At 32.9% G+C, this 24,173-nt stretch carries 23 protein-coding genes and 1 tRNA gene; 20 read left to right on the top strand and 4 right to left on the bottom strand.

All coding sequences use genetic code 11. The features are described 5' to 3' along the window. The first annotated feature begins 176 nt into the window (after positions 1-176). From MUA21_RS13030 to add, 16 genes are all read left to right on the top strand, one after another. Positions 177-1,322 carry a globin domain-containing protein gene (locus MUA21_RS13030; protein WP_145381317.1) on the top strand — a complete coding sequence of 382 codons (1,146 nt, stop codon included), beginning with the start codon at positions 177-179 and terminating at the stop codon, positions 1,320-1,322. Between the two features lie 405 nt (positions 1,323-1,727). Next, the gene (locus MUA21_RS13025) at positions 1,728-2,909 is read left to right on the top strand and encodes a YhgE/Pip domain-containing protein (protein WP_262561492.1); all 1,182 of its coding nucleotides are present in this window, start codon (positions 1,728-1,730) and stop codon (positions 2,907-2,909) included. 55 nt (positions 2,910-2,964) lie between these two features. Continuing rightward, positions 2,965-3,504 (top strand): PadR family transcriptional regulator, encoded by a 540-nt coding sequence (locus MUA21_RS13020; RefSeq protein WP_073345343.1) that lies wholly within the window; start codon positions 2,965-2,967, stop codon positions 3,502-3,504. A 177-nt stretch (positions 3,505-3,681) separates the two neighbouring features. Then, positions 3,682-3,773, top strand: a tRNA-OTHER gene (locus tag MUA21_RS13015). Between the two features lie 93 nt (positions 3,774-3,866). After that, positions 3,867-5,105 (top strand): aminoacyltransferase, encoded by a 1,239-nt coding sequence (locus MUA21_RS13010; RefSeq protein WP_145381320.1) that lies wholly within the window; start codon positions 3,867-3,869, stop codon positions 5,103-5,105. Between the two features lie 733 nt (positions 5,106-5,838). Continuing rightward, positions 5,839-6,561: a phosphoadenylyl-sulfate reductase gene (locus tag MUA21_RS13005; RefSeq protein ID WP_046207126.1), complete on the top strand. Its 723-nt coding sequence runs from the start codon at positions 5,839-5,841 to the stop codon at positions 6,559-6,561. 196 nt (positions 6,562-6,757) lie between these two features. Further along, entirely contained in the window at positions 6,758-8,581 is a 1,824-nt protein-coding gene (locus MUA21_RS13000) for an assimilatory sulfite reductase (NADPH) flavoprotein subunit (protein ID WP_258085653.1), read from the top strand. 16 nt (positions 8,582-8,597) lie between these two features. Continuing rightward, a complete protein-coding gene (locus tag MUA21_RS12995; protein WP_272884819.1) occupies positions 8,598-10,307 on the top strand; it encodes an NADPH-dependent assimilatory sulfite reductase hemoprotein subunit in 1,710 nt (569 codons plus the stop codon). A 23-nt stretch (positions 10,308-10,330) separates the two neighbouring features. Then, on the top strand, positions 10,331-11,101 hold the full coding sequence (gene cobA / locus MUA21_RS12990; RefSeq protein WP_107525517.1) for a uroporphyrinogen-III C-methyltransferase: 771 nt from the start codon (positions 10,331-10,333) through the stop codon (positions 11,099-11,101). A gap of 19 nt (positions 11,102-11,120) precedes the next feature. Continuing rightward, the gene (locus MUA21_RS12985) at positions 11,121-11,855 is read left to right on the top strand and encodes a sirohydrochlorin chelatase (RefSeq protein ID WP_107525518.1); all 735 of its coding nucleotides are present in this window, start codon (positions 11,121-11,123) and stop codon (positions 11,853-11,855) included. Positions 11,856-11,899: 44 nt separating this feature from the next. Next, positions 11,900-12,511, top strand: coding sequence for an NAD(P)-binding protein (locus MUA21_RS12980; RefSeq protein WP_262561490.1), 612 nt, complete (start codon positions 11,900-11,902; stop codon positions 12,509-12,511). 23 nt (positions 12,512-12,534) lie between these two features. Then, complete coding sequence (locus tag MUA21_RS12975) at positions 12,535-13,440, top strand: sulfite exporter TauE/SafE family protein (protein ID WP_107525520.1); 906 nt, start codon at positions 12,535-12,537, stop codon at positions 13,438-13,440. Between the two features lie 21 nt (positions 13,441-13,461). Next, complete coding sequence (sat, locus tag MUA21_RS12970) at positions 13,462-14,643, top strand: sulfate adenylyltransferase (RefSeq protein WP_107525521.1); 1,182 nt, start codon at positions 13,462-13,464, stop codon at positions 14,641-14,643. A 19-nt stretch (positions 14,644-14,662) separates the two neighbouring features. Next, a complete protein-coding gene (gene cysC, locus MUA21_RS12965; protein WP_107525522.1) occupies positions 14,663-15,271 on the top strand; it encodes an adenylyl-sulfate kinase in 609 nt (202 codons plus the stop codon). A 32-nt stretch (positions 15,272-15,303) separates the two neighbouring features. Then, the gene (locus MUA21_RS12960; RefSeq protein ID WP_107525523.1) at positions 15,304-15,504 is read left to right on the top strand and encodes a hypothetical protein; all 201 of its coding nucleotides are present in this window, start codon (positions 15,304-15,306) and stop codon (positions 15,502-15,504) included. Positions 15,505-15,763: 259 nt separating this feature from the next. Next, positions 15,764-16,741 (top strand): adenosine deaminase, encoded by a 978-nt coding sequence (gene add / locus MUA21_RS12955; RefSeq protein ID WP_145381328.1) that lies wholly within the window; start codon positions 15,764-15,766, stop codon positions 16,739-16,741. A gap of 22 nt (positions 16,742-16,763) precedes the next feature. Here add and MUA21_RS12950 read toward each other — a convergent pair whose 3' ends face one another. The 3 genes from MUA21_RS12950 to solA all read right to left on the bottom strand — a co-directional run bounded on the left by MUA21_RS12950 (position 16,764) and on the right by solA (position 20,037). Then, entirely contained in the window at positions 16,764-17,624 is an 861-nt protein-coding gene (locus MUA21_RS12950) for a LysR family transcriptional regulator (RefSeq protein WP_262561489.1), read from the bottom strand. 93 nt (positions 17,625-17,717) lie between these two features. Beyond that, positions 17,718-18,851 carry a M20 family metallopeptidase gene (locus tag MUA21_RS12945; protein WP_262561488.1) on the bottom strand — a complete coding sequence of 378 codons (1,134 nt, stop codon included), beginning with the start codon at positions 18,849-18,851 and terminating at the stop codon, positions 17,718-17,720. Beyond that, on the bottom strand, positions 18,802-20,037 hold the full coding sequence (solA, locus tag MUA21_RS12940) for an N-methyl-L-tryptophan oxidase (RefSeq protein ID WP_262561487.1): 1,236 nt from the start codon (positions 20,035-20,037) through the stop codon (positions 18,802-18,804). The genes MUA21_RS12945 and solA overlap by 50 nt, the downstream gene beginning before the upstream one ends. A gap of 385 nt (positions 20,038-20,422) precedes the next feature. Here solA and MUA21_RS12935 point away from each other — a divergent pair, with 385 nt between their 5' ends. After that, on the top strand, positions 20,423-20,554 hold the full coding sequence (locus MUA21_RS12935; RefSeq protein ID WP_046207113.1) for a beta-class phenol-soluble modulin: 132 nt from the start codon (positions 20,423-20,425) through the stop codon (positions 20,552-20,554). Between the two features lie 158 nt (positions 20,555-20,712). Here MUA21_RS12935 and MUA21_RS12930 read toward each other — a convergent pair whose 3' ends face one another. Then, positions 20,713-21,339 (bottom strand): class I SAM-dependent methyltransferase, encoded by a 627-nt coding sequence (locus MUA21_RS12930; RefSeq protein ID WP_107525528.1) that lies wholly within the window; start codon positions 21,337-21,339, stop codon positions 20,713-20,715. Positions 21,340-21,663: 324 nt separating this feature from the next. Here MUA21_RS12930 and MUA21_RS12925 point away from each other — a divergent pair, with 324 nt between their 5' ends. The 3 genes from MUA21_RS12925 (at position 21,664) to MUA21_RS12915 (ending at position 23,974) form a co-directional block, all read left to right on the top strand. After that, entirely contained in the window at positions 21,664-22,851 is a 1,188-nt protein-coding gene (locus tag MUA21_RS12925; protein WP_262561486.1) for an FtsW/RodA/SpoVE family cell cycle protein, read from the top strand. Beyond that, positions 22,848-23,432 (top strand): phosphatase PAP2 family protein, encoded by a 585-nt coding sequence (locus MUA21_RS12920; protein ID WP_262561485.1) that lies wholly within the window; start codon positions 22,848-22,850, stop codon positions 23,430-23,432. The genes MUA21_RS12925 and MUA21_RS12920 overlap by 4 nt, the downstream gene beginning before the upstream one ends. A gap of 74 nt (positions 23,433-23,506) precedes the next feature. Continuing rightward, positions 23,507-23,974 carry a nucleoside deaminase gene (locus tag MUA21_RS12915; protein WP_107525531.1) on the top strand — a complete coding sequence of 156 codons (468 nt, stop codon included), beginning with the start codon at positions 23,507-23,509 and terminating at the stop codon, positions 23,972-23,974. Positions 23,975-24,173: the final 199 nt, after the last annotated feature.

The raw sequence follows: 24,173 nt of genomic DNA, 5'->3' as shown, positions 1-24,173 counted from the left end.
AATAAAAATGAGCGATATTTTTCAATATATTATCTTTTTTAAAAATCATTAATCAAAAAATAGTTACAAATTAATGAATATCGAATGTGAAATTTATGTGAAATTAAACACATTTACTTGTAAGCAAAATAATATAGTTCAATAATGGAAGTGAAGGAATAACTAGGAGGGGTTTTATGTTAAATCAAGAAGAAATAAAAACAATAAGAGAAACGGTACCATTATTGAAAGATAAAGGACAGACAATAACATCAACTTTCTATAAAAGATTATTCGAACAACATCCTGAATTGAAGAATATGTTTAACCAGACCAATCAAAAAAGAGGATTACAATCTTCTGCATTAGCGATGGCAGTATTAGCGGCGGCAGAAAATATAGATGACTTATCACCAATTGTTCCCGCAATTATGCCTGTGGTTTACAAACATTGTGCTTTACAAGTAAAAGCTGAGCATTATCCAATCGTTGGTGAAAATTTGATTTGGGCAATTCAACAAGTGACTGGCTTAAAAGAAGATGATCCTATTATCCAAACTTGGATTAAAGCATATGGAGAAATTGCTGATGCATTTATTGGCTTAGAAAAAGAAGTGTACAGTAAAATGGCTTGGGATGGCTTTAAACCATTTACTGTAACCAATATTACTGATGAAACCGAAATCATTAAATCTTTCACAGTAACATCAGACGACATTGATTTAAGTCAATTTGTACCTGGACAATATATTACAGTAGATATATCTAGTGATAAGTTGCCATACAGAGCTAAAAGACATTATTCCATTGTAGATGGTGACAAAGATTTCTTAACATTCGGTGTACGTAGAGACGTTACGGAAGAACATGAAGGTGAAGTATCTACAGTACTACATGATGAAGTCAAAGTGGGAGATACTCTATTTTTATCTGCGCCAGTTGGTGGATTTGGATTGGCAAACAAAGATCATAAACAATTATTCATAGGCTCTGGTGTAGGCGTGACACCTCTTGTTTCAATGTATAAAGAAGCGGTTGATGCTGATTTAACTTCAACATTTCTTCAATCAACATCAGATGCTCAAAATGTAGCATTCGAAGAAAATTTAGAAGCAATCACAGCACAATCTTCAGTAGCACAATTTGATAAACATTTCCGTAATCAAGACGGATTTATAGACGCTGAACAATTAAAACAATACCTTGATGGTGAAACAGAAGTTTATGTATGTGGTGGTAATTCATTCTTAAAAGCTATGATTCAAGAATTACAAAAATTAGAAGTGCCAATGGACCATATTCACTACGAAACATTCATTCCAAGATTGAGTTTTTCAGTATAGTGTAACGCGTTTTACACATTTTATATAAATAAAAAAAATAAGTCATAAAACAGATAGTTCATTTTATTTATCTGGAGACTTTTCATAATTTTTAAATAATAACCTCGACTAATAGTTTAGTCGGGGGTTTTTTATTTTACGTTGCGCAAATATTTTTCAAATATATTAAAAATACAAGACATGCTGCCAATTAAGTAAAATTTCCCAATTCATAAAACCATATGAGCATAAATTGTATGTATAAAAACAGTCATTAAGTTGCCGCCTTATAATGCTTTGTAAAAATAATGAAAATTTTAGGTTTATATTATTGACCTATTTAATTCAAGAGAGTAGTATAAACAAAGCACTTTGTTAAAAGTACTTTTATAAAACTATATATGCGTGTTAGAAAGGATAATTAAGATGAAATTTAGTGATTTTTTAAAATCAAAAGGGGCAATTGGCGCAATATTTATGGGGATTTTTTATGGATTAGTGATGTTGGCCATCTTTTTACCTTGTTACAAAGCGATGCCAGGTAATATTGATAAATTACCTATTGCAATCGTTAACGATGACAACGGAGATTATGGTAACCAAATATCAAAACAATTGAACAACAGTTTACCGTTCGACCATATAAAAAAAGATATTTCTAATTCGAAAGCAAATAATCAGTTGGAGCATAATGAATTGAATCTTGTAATTCATATACCTCGAGATTTTTCAAGTAATTTAAAATCTGAAAAGGGTACACCAGGGCTAGATTTTAAAGTAAATGATGCTTCTCCAACAATGATTAGTCAATCTATGGATTCAATTGGAAGTGAAATTAATAGTCAGCTTAGCAAGCAATTTTCTAATCAAACAACTGAAGGTGTATTAAAACAAGCAAAAATACCTGATGAACAAATGAACGGTTTAATTAAGCAAATCAACGCTTCTTATTCTGGTGACATTAATCATATAAATAAAATGCCATCAAGCATGAATTTTAAAATGTTACCTATGTTTTTAACTTTAGCTGGATATGTAGGCGCAATGATTGGAGCGATGCAATTAGTTAGTGCATTTAAAGAAAACAGACACAGAGCTAGTAAAACTAAGTTGTTTATCTATGTGCAACTAACAGCTCTAATCATTGGATTAGCTTCTTCTGTAATTTCTTTAGGTATTGCTTATTTAGTCAATGATTTAGAAGCTGATAAATTTTTAAGTATTTTTGGTCAATTAGTATTGAATTATTGGGTTTCCTTTAACTTTACAGCAATCGTCGTATTCTTAATAGGACAGGCAGGTATGATTTTAAATATTCCTATTTTACTCATACAAACAATTGCTAATGGGGCAACAATGAGTCGTGATATGATGCCTACAGTTTATAACTGGATGAGTCATATTTCCCCAATGTATTATTCAGTTCAGGGTCACTTTGCAAACATTTTTGGAAGCATACCGCAAACACCTTATATTTTATCTATGGCAGCTGTAGGTGTCGTTGCTATGTTCGTTAATATAGTTATCGTTACTGTTCTTTATAAAAAAGAATCCGATATCGTTTTTGAGAATTATAAAAATACTAACGAAACGCTTGCAAACTATTAACACCTTCTTTAGTTCTGTTAAAATAAAGGTATTAAGAAAAAAGGAGCCTTTAATAATGTCTATCCAAATATTTATATTAGGGAAATTAATGGAAAAAAACAGTTACCCTTATTTATTAAAAAAACAGCTATCAGAACCTATACCTTTTGATAAAATGAGCGGACTAACAGAAAGTAAGCTTTATTATAATTTTGAAGCATTATCCAAAAAAGGCCTTGTAGAAATAGTGGAGACAATTAAAGAAGAAAATCGTCCAGATAAACAAGTATTTCAAATTACTGAAAAAGGTAAACAAACTTTGCCTAAATTGATATATAAGTTATTCGAGAACGCTAAAGAAATTAGTGAAATGTATGTTGGTATTGCTTATCTCAAATTCGTAGATAAGCAAAAAGTAATTAATATCTTAGAAAGCAAAGTTCAAGATTACAAACAAATGTTGATACAATCAAAAGAGATAAAGTATAAGATTCAGGTAACTACTGAAAATGAAGGGCTATTAAATTTTATGTCGGATCATTTTAACACTAAAACAAATAATACAATTCATTTTTTAGAAAAACTGATAACACTTATTGAAAATGATAATGTATGATATTAAAGATGGAACAAGTAACGTAAGAGGCGTTACTTGTTCTTTTTTACGTTGTTTTGAAAAGATTGTACTTTATAGATATGTATCTACAATGAGAAAAAATGTTTAATATGTTTCGGACAATACTTTTAATTATTATAAAGAAGTAGTACAATATAATTAAAGGAATAAAATTTTGGAGGGATACCCAAGTCTGGCTTAAGGGAAATTAATAGTTAATATTAATTAGAAGCATCTTGCTTGCGTTGGTTCGAATCCTTCTCCCTCCGTTAAATCATTTACCAAGCCTTTCAAGTGCTTGGCTTTTTTTATGATATATATTGTTCAATGCATTATAAATTCAAATAGAAAGTAGGTTTACAATGTATTTCACTCACTTAAACATTGACGAATTTGAAAACTTTATTCATAACCATGCGGCACATTATACCCAAAGTGCTAACCATTTTCGTTACAGAAACCAACATAAAAATGATGTGCATATTGTAGGTGTTAAAGATAATGAAGACAACGTCATAGCAGCATGCCTTTTAACAGAAGCACGTTCCTTCAAATTTTTTAAATATTTTTATACACATCGTGGTCCTGTTTTAGACTTTTCTGATTATCAGTTAGTAAGATTTTTCTATAAAAGTTTAACGAAGTATTTGAAAAAGCATCGATGCTTATATGTTTTAACCGATCCATACATATTAGAAAATATAAGAAATGCGCAAGGCGAAATATTAGAAAGCTATAACAATAAACCACTTATCAAGACTATGGAAGATATAGGTTATAAACATCAAGGATATACGGTAGGATATTCTCAAATAAGTCAAATTCGTTGGTTATCAGTTTTGGATTTAAAAGATAAAACAGAAGATGACTTACTTAAAGAAATGGATTACCAAACGCGCAGAAATATTAAGAAAACATACGAAATGGACGTGCGCGTACGTACACTGGCTATTGAGGAGACAAGTAGATTTTTTAAATTATTTAAAATGGCCGAAGAAAAACATGGATTTAAGTTTAGAGATCAGCAATATTTTGAAGAAATGCAAAATATTTATCATGATAATAGCATGTTAAAATTATCATATATCGATTTGTCAGAATTATTAGTAAAGCAAAATAAGCAATTAGAAAAGTTGAATAAGGACTTAGAAAATACGAAAGAAAGCTTAGAAAATAATCCTAACTCGAAAAAAAGTAAAAATAAATATGATCAAGGATTACAACAAATAAAAGCACAAAAAAGAAAAATATCTGAAACAGAAGCATTAATCAAAACTGATGGCACTATATTGGATTTAGCAGCAGCGCTTTATATTTACAACGACTATGAAGTTTATTATCTTTCAAGCGGCTCCAACCCTAAATACAATACATATATGGGTGCCTATAGATTGCAATGGGAAATGATCAAGTTTGCGAAGGCGCACAATATCCAGCGTTATAACTTTTATGGCATAACTGGAGATTTCAGTGAAAATGCTGAAGATGCTGGTGTACAAAAGTTCAAAGCAGGTTTTAATGCACATGTAGAAGAGTACATTGGAGATTTTATTAAACCAATCAGACCTTTGCTTTATAAAATATATGACTTAATCAAATAGAGTATGTTTTGTTTGCCCGCGTTTAGTTTTATTTATATTTACAAAAAGAAATGAATGAGACGCTGGGACATAAAGTTCTTGGACAAGTGAAAAAAGGGCAATTTCTATTGAAACAATATAGAAATTGCCTTTTTCTATATTATTTTAATTATGGTTATCTCATTGATTCACTACTTGGGTTGATATAGGGCTTATTTTTAAAAATAATTTAATGTAAAATTACATATAAATATATTGTATTTTTGGTGAGACGCTGGAGGTATCAGAACAGGCTGAAGACTACAGATTAAATCTGTGCCCTAAGCAAACGAACCAACAATATGCCACAAGTATTGAATAACAAAGAGGCACGCAGATGTATAAATTAAATCATCTGTGTGCTATTTTTCTAGTATTTATGTTTCGGACTGTTTTAAAATACAATCAAGAATAAAAAAAGCAAAAAATTTCAGAAAAATTTGAAAAGGTTATAGCAAAGGCGATAATCTAATATAACAAGGTTGTTATAAAAATAAAATAAATTAAAAATCAGAAGTGCTAAAAATACTATGGCTATGCACTTTGTTTACAAATTTAATAAAAAATATACCTAATTCGTGTGTTCAAATATACACTTGACATAAAAATTTACAATGAGTAAAGTGTAAATCATAATTATTTTCAAATTATTCTAAATTAAAAATAACTCTAATTATAATGTATTTATGAATGTTATGAGGGGGCGAATAAATTAATGTTTGAACCAAAAGTTACATATGCGCATTTTAACGCAAACGTCTTTGAGTCAATTGATATTGATGATGAAACAAAAGGTGCGCGTGAAATCGTCGCTTGGGCTTATCAAACCTATGGTGATTCAGTTATTTATGCTTGCAGTTTTGGTGCGGAAGGCATGATATTAATTGATTTGATTTATAGTGTTAAGAAAGATGCCCAAATTGTATTTTTAGACACAGGTCTTCACTTTCAAGAAACATACGATCTAATTGATCGTGTTCAAAAACGTTATCCAGAACTACGAATTAAACTTAAGAAACCTGAATTAACTTTGGAAGAACAAGCATCACAATATAATCCTGCACTTTGGAAAAATAATCCAAACCAATGTTGTTATATTAGAAAAATCAAACCATTGGAAGATGTTTTGTCTGGTGCTACTGCTTGGATTTCTGGATTACGTAGAGCACAATCGCCCAGTCGTGAAAATACTCAGTTTATAAATAAAGACGAACGCTTTCAGTCAGTAAAAATATGTCCGTTGATACATTGGACATGGGAAGATGTTTGGCAATATATTAAAAAATATGAATTGCATTATAACGAATTACACGATTTTAACTATCCAAGTATAGGGTGTATACCATGTACTACAGCTGTTGAAGGCTCAGGAGATTCAAGAGCAGGCAGATGGACAAATTCAAATAAAACAGAATGCGGTCTTCATACTACAGATTAAACATCTTTATAGTTAAAAAAATTTTTTTTGCTATTAATCCTTAGTATTCCAATCGGATAGATATAATTAAAGATTGGTCATCAAATCAATCTTATAGTGATAGTTACATTTACCCGTGAAAAGTTATGGAATCAACTGTTGAGTGATTTTAGATAAATGATTGTTAAATAAAAAATTAAAATGAGGTGAAATGGTTGTGAACTTATCTGTAATAAATAGTCCATTTGATGAAAATCAAGCTACACAACTAAACCAAATTATTCAAAATCTTACGATTGAGCAGCAAGTTTGGTTAAGCGGTTATTTAACTGCAAATTTACAGAGTGTTACTACAAAACAAGAAACACCATCGGAAGTAGCTCAGTTTGTATTGAATAAAGAATCTACTTCAAATAGTGAGAGACATATCACTGTTTTATATGGTTCAGAAACTGGTAATGCACAAGGTTTAGCTGAAAAATTAGCTGATCGTCTTGTCGAACTTAATTTCAATGTGAAATTGAGTGCAATGGGTGATTACAAAACTAAGGATTTAAAAAAAGTAGAAGATTTATTTATTATTTCTTCTACTCATGGGGAAGGAAACCCACCCGATAATGCCATTAGCTTTCATGAATTTTTACATGGAAGAAAAGCGCCTCAGTTGGAAGGTGTACGCTATTCAGTTTTATCACTCGGGGACGCGTCGTATGAGTTCTTCTGTCAAACAGGTAAAGACTTTGATGCACGTCTAGAAGATTTAGGTGCTTCCCGCTTGGTGGATAGACAAGATTGTGACTTGGATTTTGATGATACGGCTGAATCCTGGATGGATCACATTATCGAACAGTTAAGTGATGCTTCATTGAGCGAGGAAAAAGTGACAACAACGAACACTGTGCCATTGACAAATGACAAAAGGTATTCAAAAACACAACCATATGAAGCTGAAATATTAGAAAATATTAACTTGAATGGTAGAGGTTCTAATAAAGAGGTTAGACATATTGAATTACAATTTGAAGATTATGGTGAAGACTACGAGCCAGGTGATTGCTTGGTAGTGATTCCAGAAAATGATGAAAAACTGGTAGAAACGTTACTGAATCAATTAGATTGGGATGCTCAAACAGAAGTACCAATCAATGACAAAGGTGATGTACTTACAGTAAAAGAGGCACTACAGCACCATTTTGAAATCACTAAATTAACAAAGCCGTTATTACAAAAAGCAGCTGAGCTGTTTGGAAATAAAACATTGGCAGAAAATGTTATAGATCAAGATTGGATTAAATCTTATGTATATGGTCGAGATTTAATTGACTTAATTCAAGACTTTAGACCTGAAAAACTCGATCCTGAAGTGTTGTACCAATTTTTAAGAAAACTGCCTCCTAGAGAATATTCTATAGCAAGCAGTTATGAAGCAAATCCTGATGAAGTTCATATCACCGTGGGCGCTGTAAGGTATCAAGCGCATCAACGTGAACGTCAAGGTGTTTGTTCAATTCAATTAGCTGAACGTATGGAACCTGGTACATCTATATCTGTCTATCTAAAGAAAAATCCGAATTTTAAATTTCCATTCGATGAAGCTACACCTGTCATTATGATTGGACCCGGCACAGGTGTCGCGCCTTTTAGATCTTATTTACAAGCACGTGAAGAATTAGATTTATCAGGACAAACATGGTTATTCTTTGGTGAACAGCATTTTACAACAGACTTTTTATATCAAACAGAGTGGCAAGATTGGCTTAAAGAAGGCGTTCTTAGTAAGTTGGACTTGGCATTTTCAAGGGATACAGAAGAAAAAATTTATGTTCAACACAAAATTGAAGAACAAAGTAAAACTTTTTATGAATGGTTGAAAAACGGTGCAGCATTATATGTATGTGGTGACGAACAAAATATGGCTAAAGATGTACACAAAGCGATACATCAGGTTTTAGTTAAAGAAGGTAATATGTCAGATGAAGAAGCTGAGACTTATTTGACACAGATGAAACAAGACAAACGATATCAAAGAGACGTTTATTAAAAAAGGAGTTGATCACGTGACAGAATCAAATTTAAATTTTTCTCAAAAACTTGATGAGATGGAACGTATCAAAGCTAATAGTAATTACCTTCGCGGCACAATTGTCGAAGGGTTAGCAGATAGAATTACAGGTGCGATTTCAGAAGAAGATACTAAATTATTAAAGTTTCATGGAAGTTATATGCAAGATGATAGAGATCTTCGCGACGAACGCCGTAGACAAAAATTAGAGCCTGCATACAGTTTCATGATAAGAGTGCGTGCGCCAGGTGGTGCTTCGACTCCAGAACAATGGATTGCGATGGATGATATTGCGAACCAATATGCAAATCAAACGATTAAATTAACAACAAGACAAGCGTTTCAATTCCATGGGGTTTTGAAAAGAAACTTAAAGCAAACAATGTTTGATATCAATCAATCTTTATTAGACACGTTAGCAGCATGTGGCGATGTTAATAGAAATGTAATGTGTAACCCTAACCCCTATCAATCTGATGTGCATGCGGAAATTAATCAGATTGCAAGTGATATTAGCCGTCATCTTTCACCTAAAACACAAGCTTATCACGAAATTTGGTTAGACGGAGAAAAAGTGTTAGATACAAGTGATCAAGAACCAGAGCCACTGTATGGTAAAACCTATTTACCACGTAAATTTAAAATTGGTATTGCAGTCCCACCTTCTAATGATATCGATGTATTTTCTCAAGATATTGGGTTAATTTCGATTATTGAAGATGGTGAATTAGTTGGATTTAATCTTACAGTTGGTGGCGGCATGGGAATGAAACATGGAAATACTGCGACATATCCACAAGTTGGACGTTTGATTGGCTATTTTCCAAAATCACAGGTCATCGATGTTTGTGAAAAAATCCTGACAATTCAGAGAGACCATGGAAATCGTGAAGAGAGAACAAATGCACGTTTTAAATATACGGTGGACCGTAAAGGCGTAACATGGATTACGGATGAGCTCAATCGTCGATTAGGTTGGGAACTAGAGCCTAAGCGTGCATTTCACTTTGAAGATAATGGTGATCGATATGGTTGGACTGAAGGCAGTGGCAAACATCATTTCACATTATTTATTCAAAATGGCCGTGTTAAAGATACAGAAGAATATCAATTGAAAACAGCGTTAAGAGCGATTGCTGAAGTGCATACTGGAGATTTTAGACTTTCGCCTAACCAAAATTTAGTAATTGCGAATGTTGAAACACAGAAAAAGCCAGAAATTGAAGCGCTGATAAAGCGATATGGTTTAACAGATGGCGAACATTATACGGGATTGCGGAAAAATTCTATGGCTTGTGTCGCTTTTCCTACTTGTGGTTTAGCAATGGCAGAATCTGAACGGTACCTACCTTCGCTAATAACGAAAATAGAAAGTCTGTTAGATGAAGCAGGCTTAAACGAAGAAGAAATAACCATTAGAATGACGGGATGTCCTAACGGTTGTGCACGTCCAGCATTAGCTGAAATTGCATTTATTGGAAAAGCACCAGGTAAGTACAATATGTACCTAGGTGGTGGTTTCGCTGGTGATCGTTTAAATAAGTTGTATAAAGAAAATATTGATGAAGCGGAAATATTAGAAAGTTTAAGGCCTATTTTATTGCAATATGCACAAGAAAGAACTGTTGGTGAACGTTTTGGTGATTTTGTCGTCAGGGCAGGTATTGTTGAAGCAGTTACATACGGTCAATTATTCCACAGTTAATCAATTAAGAAAGTGGTGTTAGGATGGGAAAAGTATTTTTAGTAGGTGCGGGCCCTGGTGATCCGGATTTAATTACAGTTAAAGGTAAAAAAGCGATTGAAACGGCTGACATTATTTTATACGACCGTTTAGTTAACCCTGAGTTATTAGATTATGCATCTATAACTGCTAAGTTAATATATTGTGGTAAAAATCCTAACCATAAATCAGTGTCGCAAGTAGATACTAACCAATTACTTGTCGATTTAGCACAAGAAGGACACACGATTACACGTTTGAAAGGTGGAGACCCATTCGTGTATGGCAGAGGTGGCGAGGAAGCAGAAGTATTAGCTACAAATGATATATCATTTGAAATCGTACCAGGTATTACTGCAGGTATCGCAGCACCTGCATACGCAGGTATCCCTGTAACGCATCGAGACTATAGCTCTTCAGTTGCATTTATTACGGGTGTTATCAATAAAGAAATTGACAAGGATGAATACTGGAGACATCTAGCTTTAGGGCCGGAAACGTTATGTATCTATATGGGAGTTAAAAAGTTGCCAGAAATTGTTGAGTTATTAACTAAAAATGGACGTAATAAAAATACGCCAGTAGCACTTGTACATATGGGTACATCTAAATTACAAAAAACCGTTGTAGGCACATTAGAAACCATTGTCCACGGTGCAAAAGAGATTGAAAATCCAGCTATGATTATTGTGGGTGAAGTCGTGAAATTACGTAACCGAATCAGTTGGTTTGAAGAAACATATAAAAATGAATTATTAACACAACTCACATCATAGTTGTTGGAGGGGTTATGATATGCAAGGTGTTTTATATGTCAGTCATGGTAGTCGTGTAGCAGAAGCAGTCGAAGAAGCAACGTCATTGATTGCGCGTGTACAAACAAAAATTAATATTCCTTTACAAGAAACATGTTTTTTAGAACTTGTAGACCCGGATATATCTGAAGGTTTTAGGAAATTAGTGCACCAAGGTGCAACAGAAATTTCAGTAGTACCTGTATTGCTACTTAGCGCAGGACATTACTACAAAGATATACCTGAAGAAATTGAACGTATGAAAGCACAATTTCCCAATGTGAAAATTAATTATGGTAAACCTTTAGGCGTACAAAAACGATTAACGGAAGTGCTTAAACAACGTATAGAAGAACGTAAAATCACACCTAATGCTGACGCTAAATTATTAGTTATTGGTAGAGGAAGTTATAATCCGCAAACAAAGCAAGATTTTTCGGTAATAAAGTCACAATTATCAGAAATGTTCCCCTCTAAAAGTATAGAAGTGTGCTATTTAGCAGCTTGTGAACCGTTATTTGAAGATGCAATGGACCGATTAGTAAATGAAGGTCATTCGCAAATATTTATTTTACCGTATATCTGGTTTACAGGTATTTTAGACCAACACATCGCTAATGTTGTGAGTGCTTACCAATTTAAAAGTGACATTATTTTAGCAGCGCATCTGAGTCATCATGAGACATTACAAATTGCATTAAAAGAACGTGTGGAAGAGACATTTGATACAGTTTAGTCATTTTATCAAAGTTGAAAGTACCTTATCTGAGGAGTGACATTATGTCTTACATCCCTTTAATGGTTGATATTTCGCAAAAACAAATCGTTGTTATAGGTGGCGGAAAAATAGCAGAAAGACGTATCAATCTTTTAAAAACATATACAAAACTAATTCAAATTATTAGCCCCACGCTCACTAATAACTTAAAACAATTAGTTGATAAACAAGAAATTCAGTGGCGGAACAAAACATTTGAAAGCAGTGATGTGCAAGATGCAGATTTAATTATTGCTGCGACGAATGATACAAATGTAAACCAGTCTATATTACAAGCAAAGCCAGACAAGGCATTAATTAATATGGCAAGTCAAGCGTTAGCAGGTGATGTATTGATACCAAGTATATTGCGACGTGGTAAGTTAACGATCAGCGTTTCAACACAAGGTGCCAGTCCTAAGCTGGCCAGTCAAATTTTAGCTGAGTTACAACAACATTTTAATAGCGCATATGGTGATTATGTAGATTTCCTATATGAATGTAGACAGCAAGTTAAACGTAGCTCACTTTCATCGGAGGAAAAAGAACGGTTTTTGAAGCAAATTTTAAATGATAAATATTTAAAAATAAGTAAGCAAAATGAAGTTAGAAAGTGGTTATCAGCGCTGAAGTAAATTGAAAGGAAAGGGGACATCATATGTATAAGTTATTTGTTTTTGCACTAGCTGGTTTTCTCGCTCAATTAATTGACGGTTCATTAGGCATGGGATTTGGCGCATCATCTTCTTCAATATTATTGACATTTGGTGTAGCACCGGCAATAGTCTCAGCTACAATACATTTTTCAGAAATTGCTACTACAGCAGCGTCAGGAACGTCGCATTGGAAATTTGAAAACGTACATAAACCTACCATGATTAAATTAGCGATTCCTGGAGCGATAACAGCTTTTATTGGTGCTGCTATATTAAGTCATATACACAGTGACTTTATTAAACCATTTATCGCTGTATTTCTATTATCAATGGGACTCTATATTTTATACCAATTTTTATTTACTAAAGAAAAACCATTATCAAAAACGAATGAACAAACATCCCGCTTTGTATTAATACCACAAGGCGCCGTGGCAGGATTTTTAGATTCAATTGGTGGTGGAGGCTGGGGACCAGTTAATACGCCATTAATACTTGCTCAAAAGAAATTGGAACCTAGGTATGCGATTGGTACGGTATCGGCAAGTGAGTTTTTCGTGACAGTATCTGCGTCGCTAAGCTTTATTATTTTTCTTGGTTGGAGTCAAATTAATTGGTGGCTTGTCGTGTCATTAAGTGTCGGTGGTATGGTTGCTGCACCGTTTGCAGCATGGTTAGTCAGACTGTTACCGATGAATATATTAGCTGTGTGTGTGAGTGGATTGATTATTTTCACAAATACAAATTCACTGATTAGTGTTGTAGAAATCAATCACGCTTTATCAATCGCAATAAAAATTGCATTGATTGTGATTTGGTTCGGATTAATTTTATATGCTTTATACCAAAATAATAAATTACCGTTTGCTACTTTTAAAGATGAAACCAATGTAAATAAATTAGATTAATTCATTAAGGAGTGTGACAACATGTCATTAATAAACGAAAAAGAACAATCTACCATCCAACCTCATGGTGGTGCACTTATCAATAGGGAGGTCTACGGCGCAGAGCGAGAACAATTGCTTAAAGAAGCTGAAACACTCGCATCTATCACTTTAAATCCGTGGAGTTTATCAGATTTGGAATTAATTGCAATAGGTGGCTTCAGTCCACTGACAGGCTTTATGAATCAAAACGATTATACCAACGTGGTAGAACACTTACATTTAGATAATGGTTTGGTTTGGAGTATTCCGATTACATTACCTCTGACAACAGCGCAATCTCAAAATTTGAATATTGGCTCTCGTGTGGCTTTGTATGGGGAAGATGGTGTTTTATATGGTGTGATTGACTTAGAAGAAAAATATACGTATGACAAACAAAAAGAAGCGCAACTTGTATATGGAACGACGGATGTTGATCATCCTGGTGTCAAAAAGGTCTATGAAAAAGGGGACGTCTATCTCGCAGGCCCAATTTATTTATTAAATAGACCTAAACACGACAAATTTGTAGATTATCATTTGGATCCTAAAGAAACAAGACAACTCTTTACAGACTTAGGATGGCAAACAGTAGTAGGTTTTCAAACTAGAAACCCAGTACATCGCGCACATGAGTATATTCAAAAGGCTGCTCTAGAAGCAGTAGATGGCTTGTTGTTGAATCCTTTAGTAGGTGAAACAAAATCTGATGATATTCCAGCATCAGTACGTATGGAAAGCTATCAGGTTATATTGGAAAATTATTACCCGGAAAATAAAACGCGTTTAGTTATTTATCCTGCCGCAATGAGATATGCAGGGCCTAGAGAAGCGATATTACATGCTACAGTACGTAAAAACTATGGATGTACACACTTTATTGTAGGGCGTGATCATGCAGGTGTAGGTGATTATTATGGCACATATGAAGCGCAAGAACTGATTGCTAGATACGAAGCAGAATTGGGTATACAAATATTAAAATTTGAACATGCTTTTTATTGTAAAACATGTGAAAACATGGCTACAGCAAAAACGTGCCCACATGATGCTTCAGCACATTTACATTTGAGTGGTACGAAAGTTCGTGAAAAATTGAAAAACGGAGAAACGTTACCGAAAGAATTTTCAAGACCTGAAGTGGCTCAAGTTCTTATAAATGGATTGAAAGAACAGAAATAAAAGGAGTGTAGACATAGTAATGGGAGAATCTAAAAATATAACATGGCACGCATCAGAGGTTACCAAAGATGAAAGGTTACAGCGTAATCAACATAAGAGTGCAGTCATTTGGTTTACAGGACTTTCAGGCTCAGGAAAATCAACGATATCCGTAGAACTCGAAAAAGCACTATTTAACCATCAAATCCATACATATCGTTTGGATGGAGATAATGTTAGACATGGATTGAATCGGAATCTAGGATTTTCACCTGAAGATCGTAAGGAAAACATACGGCGTATAGGGGAAGTTAGTAAATTGATGGTAGATGCAGGTTTGATAACAGTTACTGCTTTTATTTCTCCTTATAAATCAGATAGAGAAGCGGTGCGCCAATTATTAGATACAGATGATTTTATAGAAGTTTATACGCAATGTAGTCTATCAGAATGTGAAAATAGAGACCCTAAAGGTTTATATAAAAAAGTAAGAAATGGTGAAATTGCAGAATTTACTGGCGTAAATGCGCCATATGAAGCGCCTACACAACCAGAGATTGTATTAGATACAGAAACTCTCTCTGTTGAAGCATCAGTATCTAAAATTATGGATTATTTACAACAACATCAGTATATCGCTAGCATTTAACTTTAATAATAAAAAACTGAAGGGGCAATCGAATGGAGATATTAAATATCATTGCCATAATATTATTTATTATATTTATTTTAGTAGTGTTGAGTGGATTGTTACTTGTGCGTTTAGGTCAAAATAGAAAACACTTTCTTATAGAATTAAAAATAATGATCTCAATTATGGTAGTATCCTTTATTGGCATAGGTATATCAATGATAATACTAGGTCATTATAACCAATTATAAATTATGAATGCATTGATAAACAGGGTTATGAAATCAAATCACGAGTTTGGTTTCACCCTGTTTTTAAATGTTAATGCGCGCATCAACTTTTAAAAAGGCTTACTATAAGGTGTTTTGTAGGTAAGTAAACAGTATTGAATCATACTCTTATATTTTATAGAAATGTGAAAATTAAAGTGTTATATTAAATAAATCAAATTTATCTGATTAGCATTTTAAAAGTAATGAACACAATATAAAGGTAGGGAAGTTTACTAAAATGAATCAAAGTATAAAGGAGATTCCTAAAATAGAATTACATTGTCATTTAGATGGTTCAGTTAGCAAACATTTAATTCGACAATTGGCTCAAGAACAAGGCGTACATCTAAACGAAGATCGTCTTACGGTGCAAGAGGACTGTGAAAGTTTAGCGTCGTATTTGAAGTGTTTTGATGAAGTATTAAAAGTATTGCAAACAGCAGATAGTCTTAAGCGTGCAATTGTAGATGTTGCGCAACAAGCTTATGAGGATAATGTTAAATATATAGAAATTCGCTTTGCACCATTGTTGCATATGGAACAGGGGATGACCCTTTTAGATGTACTAAAAGCAGTAGAAGCGGGCGTTAATATTGTACAAGATACATTGCATATGAAAGTGAATTTACTGATTTGCGCAATGAGGCAACATGCAGCGTCTGTGAATAAACAATTATTTGATGATGTGTCTGTATATAACAGTGAAAAAATATGTGGTATTGATTTTGCGGGTCCTGAAGTAGGATTTCCACCATATGAAATACAAGATACCATTCAATATGGGTTAGAAAAAGGTATGAATTTAACACTCCATGCAGGTGAGTGTGGATGTATACATAATGTTTTAGAGTCAATCAAAATAGGCGCTAAGCGTATCGGTCATGGTGTTGCTGCTAATTTAGATGAAGTAATATTAAATGAAGTTAAAGCGAAGGATGTATTATTAGAAATATGTCCTAAAAGTAATTTGCAAACTAAAGCTATAGAGACGTTGTCACAAATCAATATTCCCTACTTATTAAAAAATGATATACCTTTTATTATCAATACAGACAATCGTATGGTGACACAAACTTCATTAAATGAAGAATATACGTTGCTATTAAAACATCAGTTAATCAATAAAAAGCAGATTAAATATATTAATAAGCGTGCCGTTCAATATGCCTTTTTAACTGAAGCAGAAAAAAGGCAAGTGCTTCAGTCAATGTCATAACGCGTATACACTACTGTTTATTTTAGTATTGATATTCAAAAGATTTGATAGTTTGAATAAAATGAGTCATAGCAAGACTTAAATGATAATTTCTATTCCAAATAAAGTCTGTCGAGATATTACTATATTTGTCTGGCAATTCATAGCTATATAATGAGCCGTTTTCCAAATCATTTTGTACCGATGATTTCGGAACTAAACTAATGCCGATACCTGATTTTACACTACCGATAATTGTTTCCGTAGTGCCGAATTCTATAAGTGTTGGTTTTTTAGTATTTTCGGATTTTAACCAGGCTTCAAGATTTCTTCTATAATTACAGCCATTTTTAAATACCAAAAATACTGCGGATGTAATGTCTTCTAGTTGGGTTATCTCTGTACTGGAGATTAATACAAGTTTTTCCTTAAATAACTCCACTTTATTTATATGATAAGGATGTTTGAAACCAGTGACAAATCCACAATCTAAGTTTTGATTGACTATTTTTTTAGAAATATTGACAGTAACATCGGTATGTAGTGAAAGAGAAACGTGTGGCGAATTTTTCCGAAACATAGATAATAACATCGGTAATTTAGTAATAGTTTCGACAATCCCAATATCAATTTTGCCACTAGATGTTTCTTGTTTATCAAAATCATGTTCTATTTCATTTAATGTGGCTAAAATTTTTTCAACATATATTTGGAATTTTTCACCATCTTTCGTCAAAGTTGTACCTTTATTATGACGTAAAAAAAGTTGTGTGTTGAGTTCTTGTTCTAGTTGTTTTATGCGAAATGTAACATGAGATTGAACATAATTTAGTGATTTAGCAGCCTTACTGATACTTTGATGTTGACTAACGCTTTGAAAAATTTTAAAGTCTTTGATTTCCATAATATCACCTGAGTTTTCGTTTGAGGCTATTATACATGAAACAATTTCTTTTATGCAGAAAAAAGTACTGCCGTCACTATGACGGCAGTCTAATTATGCTGCATATTTTTTAATTAATGCTTTGAAAAAGTCTATAGATCGTTCGAAAGCTGCTATTTCTACATATTCGTTGGGTTGATGTGCTAATGTTTCTATTCCTGGCCCATAAATTAATGTGGGAATGTCGCTGTTAGGATTTAGCACGGATCCATCGGTATAATAAGCCATTCCAGTAATATCATTTTCTTCCGAAATATCTAAGGCTTTTTGAATAATTTCAGCATCGACATCCGTTAAAACAGTCGCCCGGTCAAGCAATATTTTTGTGTTTACTTTTGGAGAGTTACTATCAGCAAATATCTGAGTTAAGCGTTGATTAAATTGCTTGTACAGTTTGTCATGAATATTAGGTGTAACTGTTCGTATATCAACATTTAATGTACATTTGTCGGGTATCACGTTCGTTTGAATGCCACCGTTAACCATATTTGCTGAGATGCTACTCTTACCTAAAGCTGCTGTTTCTTCTGACCATTCGTCTTTTAAATCATTTACCAATTGAATGACTTTATTTATGCCCTCAACTGCATTAATACCTTGTTCTGGCATTGCGCCGTGTGCAGTTTTTCCAGTCAAAGTGACTTCTATCCATAATGCTCCTTTATGTCCAATTGCAACTTTCTCAGTTGTGGGTTCTGCTATGATGATAGCAGATACATTATCCATATTTGCGTTTTTGACATAATGTTCCGCACCGATTGAATCTACTTCCTCTCCTGCAGTGGCTATAAATTCAATATCTTTTTTGAATTCATAGTTTTCCTCAATCAAAGATTCTAAAGCAAGATATAAAGCAGCTAAACCACTTTTCATATCTGTTGTTCCTCTTCCATATAATTTTCCATGAGCAATATCGCCTTTAAAAGGATCATAATCCCATTTTTGTGCGCCTATCTTTACAGTGTCGGTATGGCCAGATAATAAGAGTTTGCTAGCGTTTGGATGCTCAGATTTTAAAGTTACTGAAAAATTACTTCTTTTGTCACTTAAATGTGTACTGTCAAAAGGAATATTACGAGATGCACACCGTTGTTTAAAAATTTGTACAACGTTATTTTCGTTAGCAGGTGGGTTGGTGCTATCGACATTGATGAGCGATTGTAAGAATTCTAAATTTGATTGTGTCATGTTTACCCCCCCTTGCTTTATTAAAAACTTTTTCTTTATTTTCAGGCTGTAAACTTGGACGTGTTATTTTAAATAGTGATATATCTTGTTTGGACTTACCTTTAGTGGCTAATTCATATAATATTTCTCCGACGGCACTTGAAAATTTATAGCCATGTCCTGAAAAACCAGCAGCAATGACAATATGTTCGTATTTGGGATGTTTGTCTATCACAAAATGCTCATCTAATGTATTGGTGAACATGCAAGTTTTACCTACATTGATATTTCCATTAGCTTGTTGCATATATGCGTTCAAAAAACCACTAATATCTTTTTCATCTTTTACATAAGACCCGAATGATTTATTGTAATAAGTTGGATCGATAGGGTCTCCGTTATCATAACGTCCTATTTTTAAACCAGTACCATCAATAGAAGGGAATCCATAATATACACCACTCGGAACGTCGGCAAAAAAGCCTGGAAATCCATCTGACTTGTATAAAATATCATTGGAATCAAACCATGCTATCGTTTGTCTAGAAGGTTGAAGTTGTAGTTTTAAATCTAAATCATCTAGAATTTTTTTATTCCAAGCACCACCAGTAATAATTAATTTATTTGCTGTAACTGTTTCAGAGGGGGTCTGAACTTCTACTGAGTCATTAAGAATATCAATATGCATAACTGGCGAATTGATTTTTAATTCGGCACCATGATTTAGAGCGAGTCGCTTAAAAGCGCGAATACAATTTTGAGAAAATAGCACACCTGCTTCAGGTTCATAGCAACCAATTTGGCCATCAGGTATTGTAATACCTGGCCAAGTTTCATTAATTTGTTTAGCAGACAAGGTTTTAGTATTTAGATTATATTGCCGAGCACCATTGATTGCAGTTTGTACAAATAATGAATCACTAGGACCAAAAGTAATAACACCTGTATTTAAAAAAATACGTTCATTTGTTTGTTTTTGAAGTTCATTCCAAAGTTCTTGTGCTCTCAAAGCAATGGGGACATACGATAAACCTTCTCCACAAGCATGTCTTATTAACCTTGTATCACCACTATGACTTCCATTTTCATGTGGTGGATCAAAAGCATCTATCATTAGTGTATTCCACCCATTTTTTGCTAAATAGTATCCAGCTGATATACCCATAGAGCCAGCTCCGACAACGATGACATCGTAATGTTTTCCCATTTCCATCTCTCCTTAGTTGAAACAAATTTAATCATTTGGCAAGTATTTCTTTCAAGTCTAATAGCAATAGTTCTAGGTGTAAAATTACAAAAAGAGATGGTTGATATCTCTAAAAGTGATATCAATACACATAAGTATTTTGCCTAACTGTACTTTTATTATTAAATTAAGACAGTTAGGAACTTAATTAAACGAATTGAGAAAAATTTAACATTTTAATTATTAATCAGCATACAATGTAATTACACAAACAAGTAAAGGGGTGTATTGACATGATGATTGCAGATATTATCGGTGGTATCATTAAATTAATCAAAACTTTAGTTGACACTTTCGCGTAATTTTTAAATAACAAATTAAATCAATTTAAAGGAGTGCTTACATTATGTCAGGTATCGTAGAAGCAATTTCAAATGCAGTAAAATCAGGTTTAGATCACGACTGGGTAAATATGGGAACTAGCATCGCAGATGTAGTAGCTAAAGGTGCAGACTTCATCGCTGGATTCTTTGGTTAATAGACATATTTTCAATTAAATATATACTTAAGAAAAACTACTGTTTCACACATAAAGTGTTAGAAAACAGTAGTTTTTTTGTTGTTCAATTCATTGGAAAGGAAATTCGTGTTTGCATTGCATAACTATACAAAAGTTATACATTTAAATTTGTATGATTATACATTTTGAGGAGATAACGTTAACTGTCCAGAAGCTAAAAAGAGACTGGCATCTTTGTTCATAAATATATTTTTGCCTTGATAAAAAGTATGGCTGTCTATATTCGAAAGTCCTATTGTGTGTAGTGATTTTTGGATATCTTTTTGTTCGAACCCATTATAGATATTCGGATGATTAACATTTTCGTTTTTATCGAAGTCTACTATGATAAGTAAGCCATTACTATTTAATTGCGTGACTAACTGTTGTAGTAATGCCATGTAATTCCCACTATGAAGTAATACAAGAGAAAGCAATATCACATCATATGTTTGATGAAGCAGTATATCGTTCGAAGCGAGCAAGTCACCTTCAATGGCTGCAATGTTAGTTTTATTTAATGTTTTAATTTTGGTATTACATATTCCAACCATTTTCGGTGAAGCATCTAAAACAGTGATGTGATTGAAATGATGTTCGATATCGAATGTGACAAGGCCAGTGCCGCCACCATAATCTAATAATGAATCATACGTACCTTTGTTAAATAATAAATTTAATTCGGAAGAGATCGTTTTAGCGAGCTTTATTCTTTCGTTATTGTCATAATTTCGGGCTATTTGATTAAATTGAGATTGATTCAAATTTGTCATCCTTTAATGTAGATTTCCATATTATAGATTTTAAAGTTATTAAAGACTTTTAAAATCTATAATAGAGTTTAGCATAATGGACATAATCTTTTCAAATCAATACGTTTACAGTTATCTCGTGTAATTTAAAATTATAGATAATTAATTGATACTTTTTAAAAAGTAAATTTGTTCATTTTATGTATAGATAAAATATTTAAATAGAAATACATAATATACGAATAACATATTAAATTAGGTAAGCCTAAAGTCTGATTGAGCATGCTTGTTATATCTGTTTTACTAGGTGGTGGACGTTTATAATGAGGTGCAGAAATGAAGAATATTTTAAGAATGATTAAGCAACGGTTAAAAAGTCTAGATTATGGGATGCTAATTAGTTTTATTATACTAGGCATTTTAGGTGTCGTCATGATATATAGTGCGAGCATGGTATCGGCATCTAAAGGCGCTTTAACTGGTGGCGTTTCAATTGAAAGTAATTATTTTATGAAAAGACAATTTATCTTTTTGATTATGGGTATTGTAGTCGTTATATTTATTGCATTGTGCATAAATATAAATTTCTTTAAAAGTGCTCATATACAAAAATTGATGGTTATTGGCACCTTATGCTTGCTATTAATTACAATTTTGATAGGGAAAGAGATTAATGGTTCAAGAAACTGGATTAATTTAGGAATATTTAGTTTACAATCCTCGGAATTTTTGAAATTAGCTTCGATTTTTTATCTTTCTTACATTATTAATCAACGTGTGAGGAGTCACAAAGATTACCAATTAAAGCATATGTTACCACCACTTGCCATATTAGGTATTGGTTTATTGCTTGTGTTGATGCAAGGAGATCTAGGCGGAACGTTACTAACAGTAGCTATTATTGGTTGTATATTAATATACTCAGATATAAAAAATAAAATTAAATTTCAAATTATGGGAATTACACTCGTGCCATTAGTTATTTATGGAATTTATACACTGATTTTTGATTCTAAAAATTTATATAGACTAAAAAGGATAAAAGTGATGTTAGATCCGTTTAAATATGAAGATAATGATGGTTATCAATTAACGAGTGCCTTAACCTCGATTGGCAATGGTGGACTGACGGGTAAAGGTTTAGGCAATGGGATAGCCAAGTTAGGGTATTTACCAGAACCGCACACTGATTTCATATTTACTGTTATTTCAGAAGAGTTAGGACTACTTGGCGTACTATTCACACTTACAATTTATGGTTATCTCTTAGTAAAAGGGCTTATTTATGCGAATAAAACAAATAATCAGTTTTATAAATTGATATGTGTTGGCGTGGTTAGTTACATATTTATGCAAGTTTTTATTAATTTAGCTGGTGTGTCTGGTATTATTCCATTAACTGGTGTGACTTTGCCGTTATTGAGTTATGGTGGTTCTTCCATGTTGAGTATAAGCATAGCGTTTGGTGTACTCTTAGCAGTGGCTAGAAGAATTAACAACGAAAGAAAGGACACTGTAAAATGAAACATATTTTAAAAATTACATCGCCAGTTATTTTGCTTATTGCTATATTGATTAGTATTGCAATAGGTATAGCAAAACCCGTAGACCAAACCGTATATAATATGTTACATACATATTTAAACACAGATATTATAAAACGATATCTCTATTTTGTTTCAGTTATTTTTGACCCTAAAATTTGTTTGATTTTAACAATATGTGTTTTAGTTGGTTTGTTTTTCTATCATAAATTTAAATTTTTGTGGTATGGCTTTTGGTGCTTTTCAGTATTTTTAATAGGTACGTTTATGAAATATGTCATTCAACGACCGAGACCAACCGCATATTTTGAAGGTTATAGTTTTCCCAGTATGCATGTTTTAAGTGTGTGCATATTGGTAAGTCTAATATTATTAATAAAAAGGAATAAAATATTATATTGTATAGCAATTATTTTAGTAGCTTCAATCATAATTTCCCGTATTTACGTGGGCGCCCATTATTTTACTGATACTATGGGGAGCTTATTAGTCATTTCAGTTATGATTCAATCACTTAATTACGATAGCCATGTAAGCGGAAAACTAGATAAAATCGAATAATTTGTTAAGCTAAATGCTAATCTATAAATTAATTTTTGATTAATACATATGATGATGGAGGAGGGGGCATTTAATTGAATTATGAAAAATATTTAAATAGGTCAATCGAGCTTGCCGAGGAAGCGTTAAACTATGGTAATGAACCTTTTGGCTCACTATTAGTGGATGATGAAGGTAATGTTTTATTTGAAGATTATAATAGAATCAGTAGCGGAGATGCGACTGAACACCCTGAAATTGCGATTGCAAAATGGGCAGCAACTCATCTTACGCCTGAAGAAAGAAAGCATACAATTGTTTTTACATCAGGAGAGCATTGCCCGATGTGTGCGACTGCACATGCACTCGTTGGTTTAGATAAAATTGTATATGTGAGTACCTCAAAACAATTGAGTCAATGGTTGGAAGCTATCAATGTTGCGCCGGCACCTTTTAAAAATTTACCTATTGAAAGCGTAATTAGAGATGCGAATGTTGAAGGACCTTTCGAAGCCTTGTCGCCTAAAATTGAATCACTACATCTTCGGTATCATCAACAATAAATGAAAATATGAATCCTCTCTGGCAGTTAATAGCTGAAGGGGGTTCATATTTTTTTGCATAAATAAATGTTTTTCTTTTCCATTATAATTATCACTAAGGCATTTAAAATTATAGATGGATGTAAAGTGTTGGTTTGCGTTGTATTGTATGTAATTTTTATCATTGCTTTTTCGTTAAATGTCTATAAAATAAAATAGC

The sequence above is a fragment of the Staphylococcus ureilyticus genome, assembly GCF_025558845.1.
Classification (GTDB): domain Bacteria; phylum Bacillota; class Bacilli; order Staphylococcales; family Staphylococcaceae; genus Staphylococcus; species Staphylococcus ureilyticus.
This window is presented reverse-complemented; position numbering and strand designations above follow the sequence as displayed.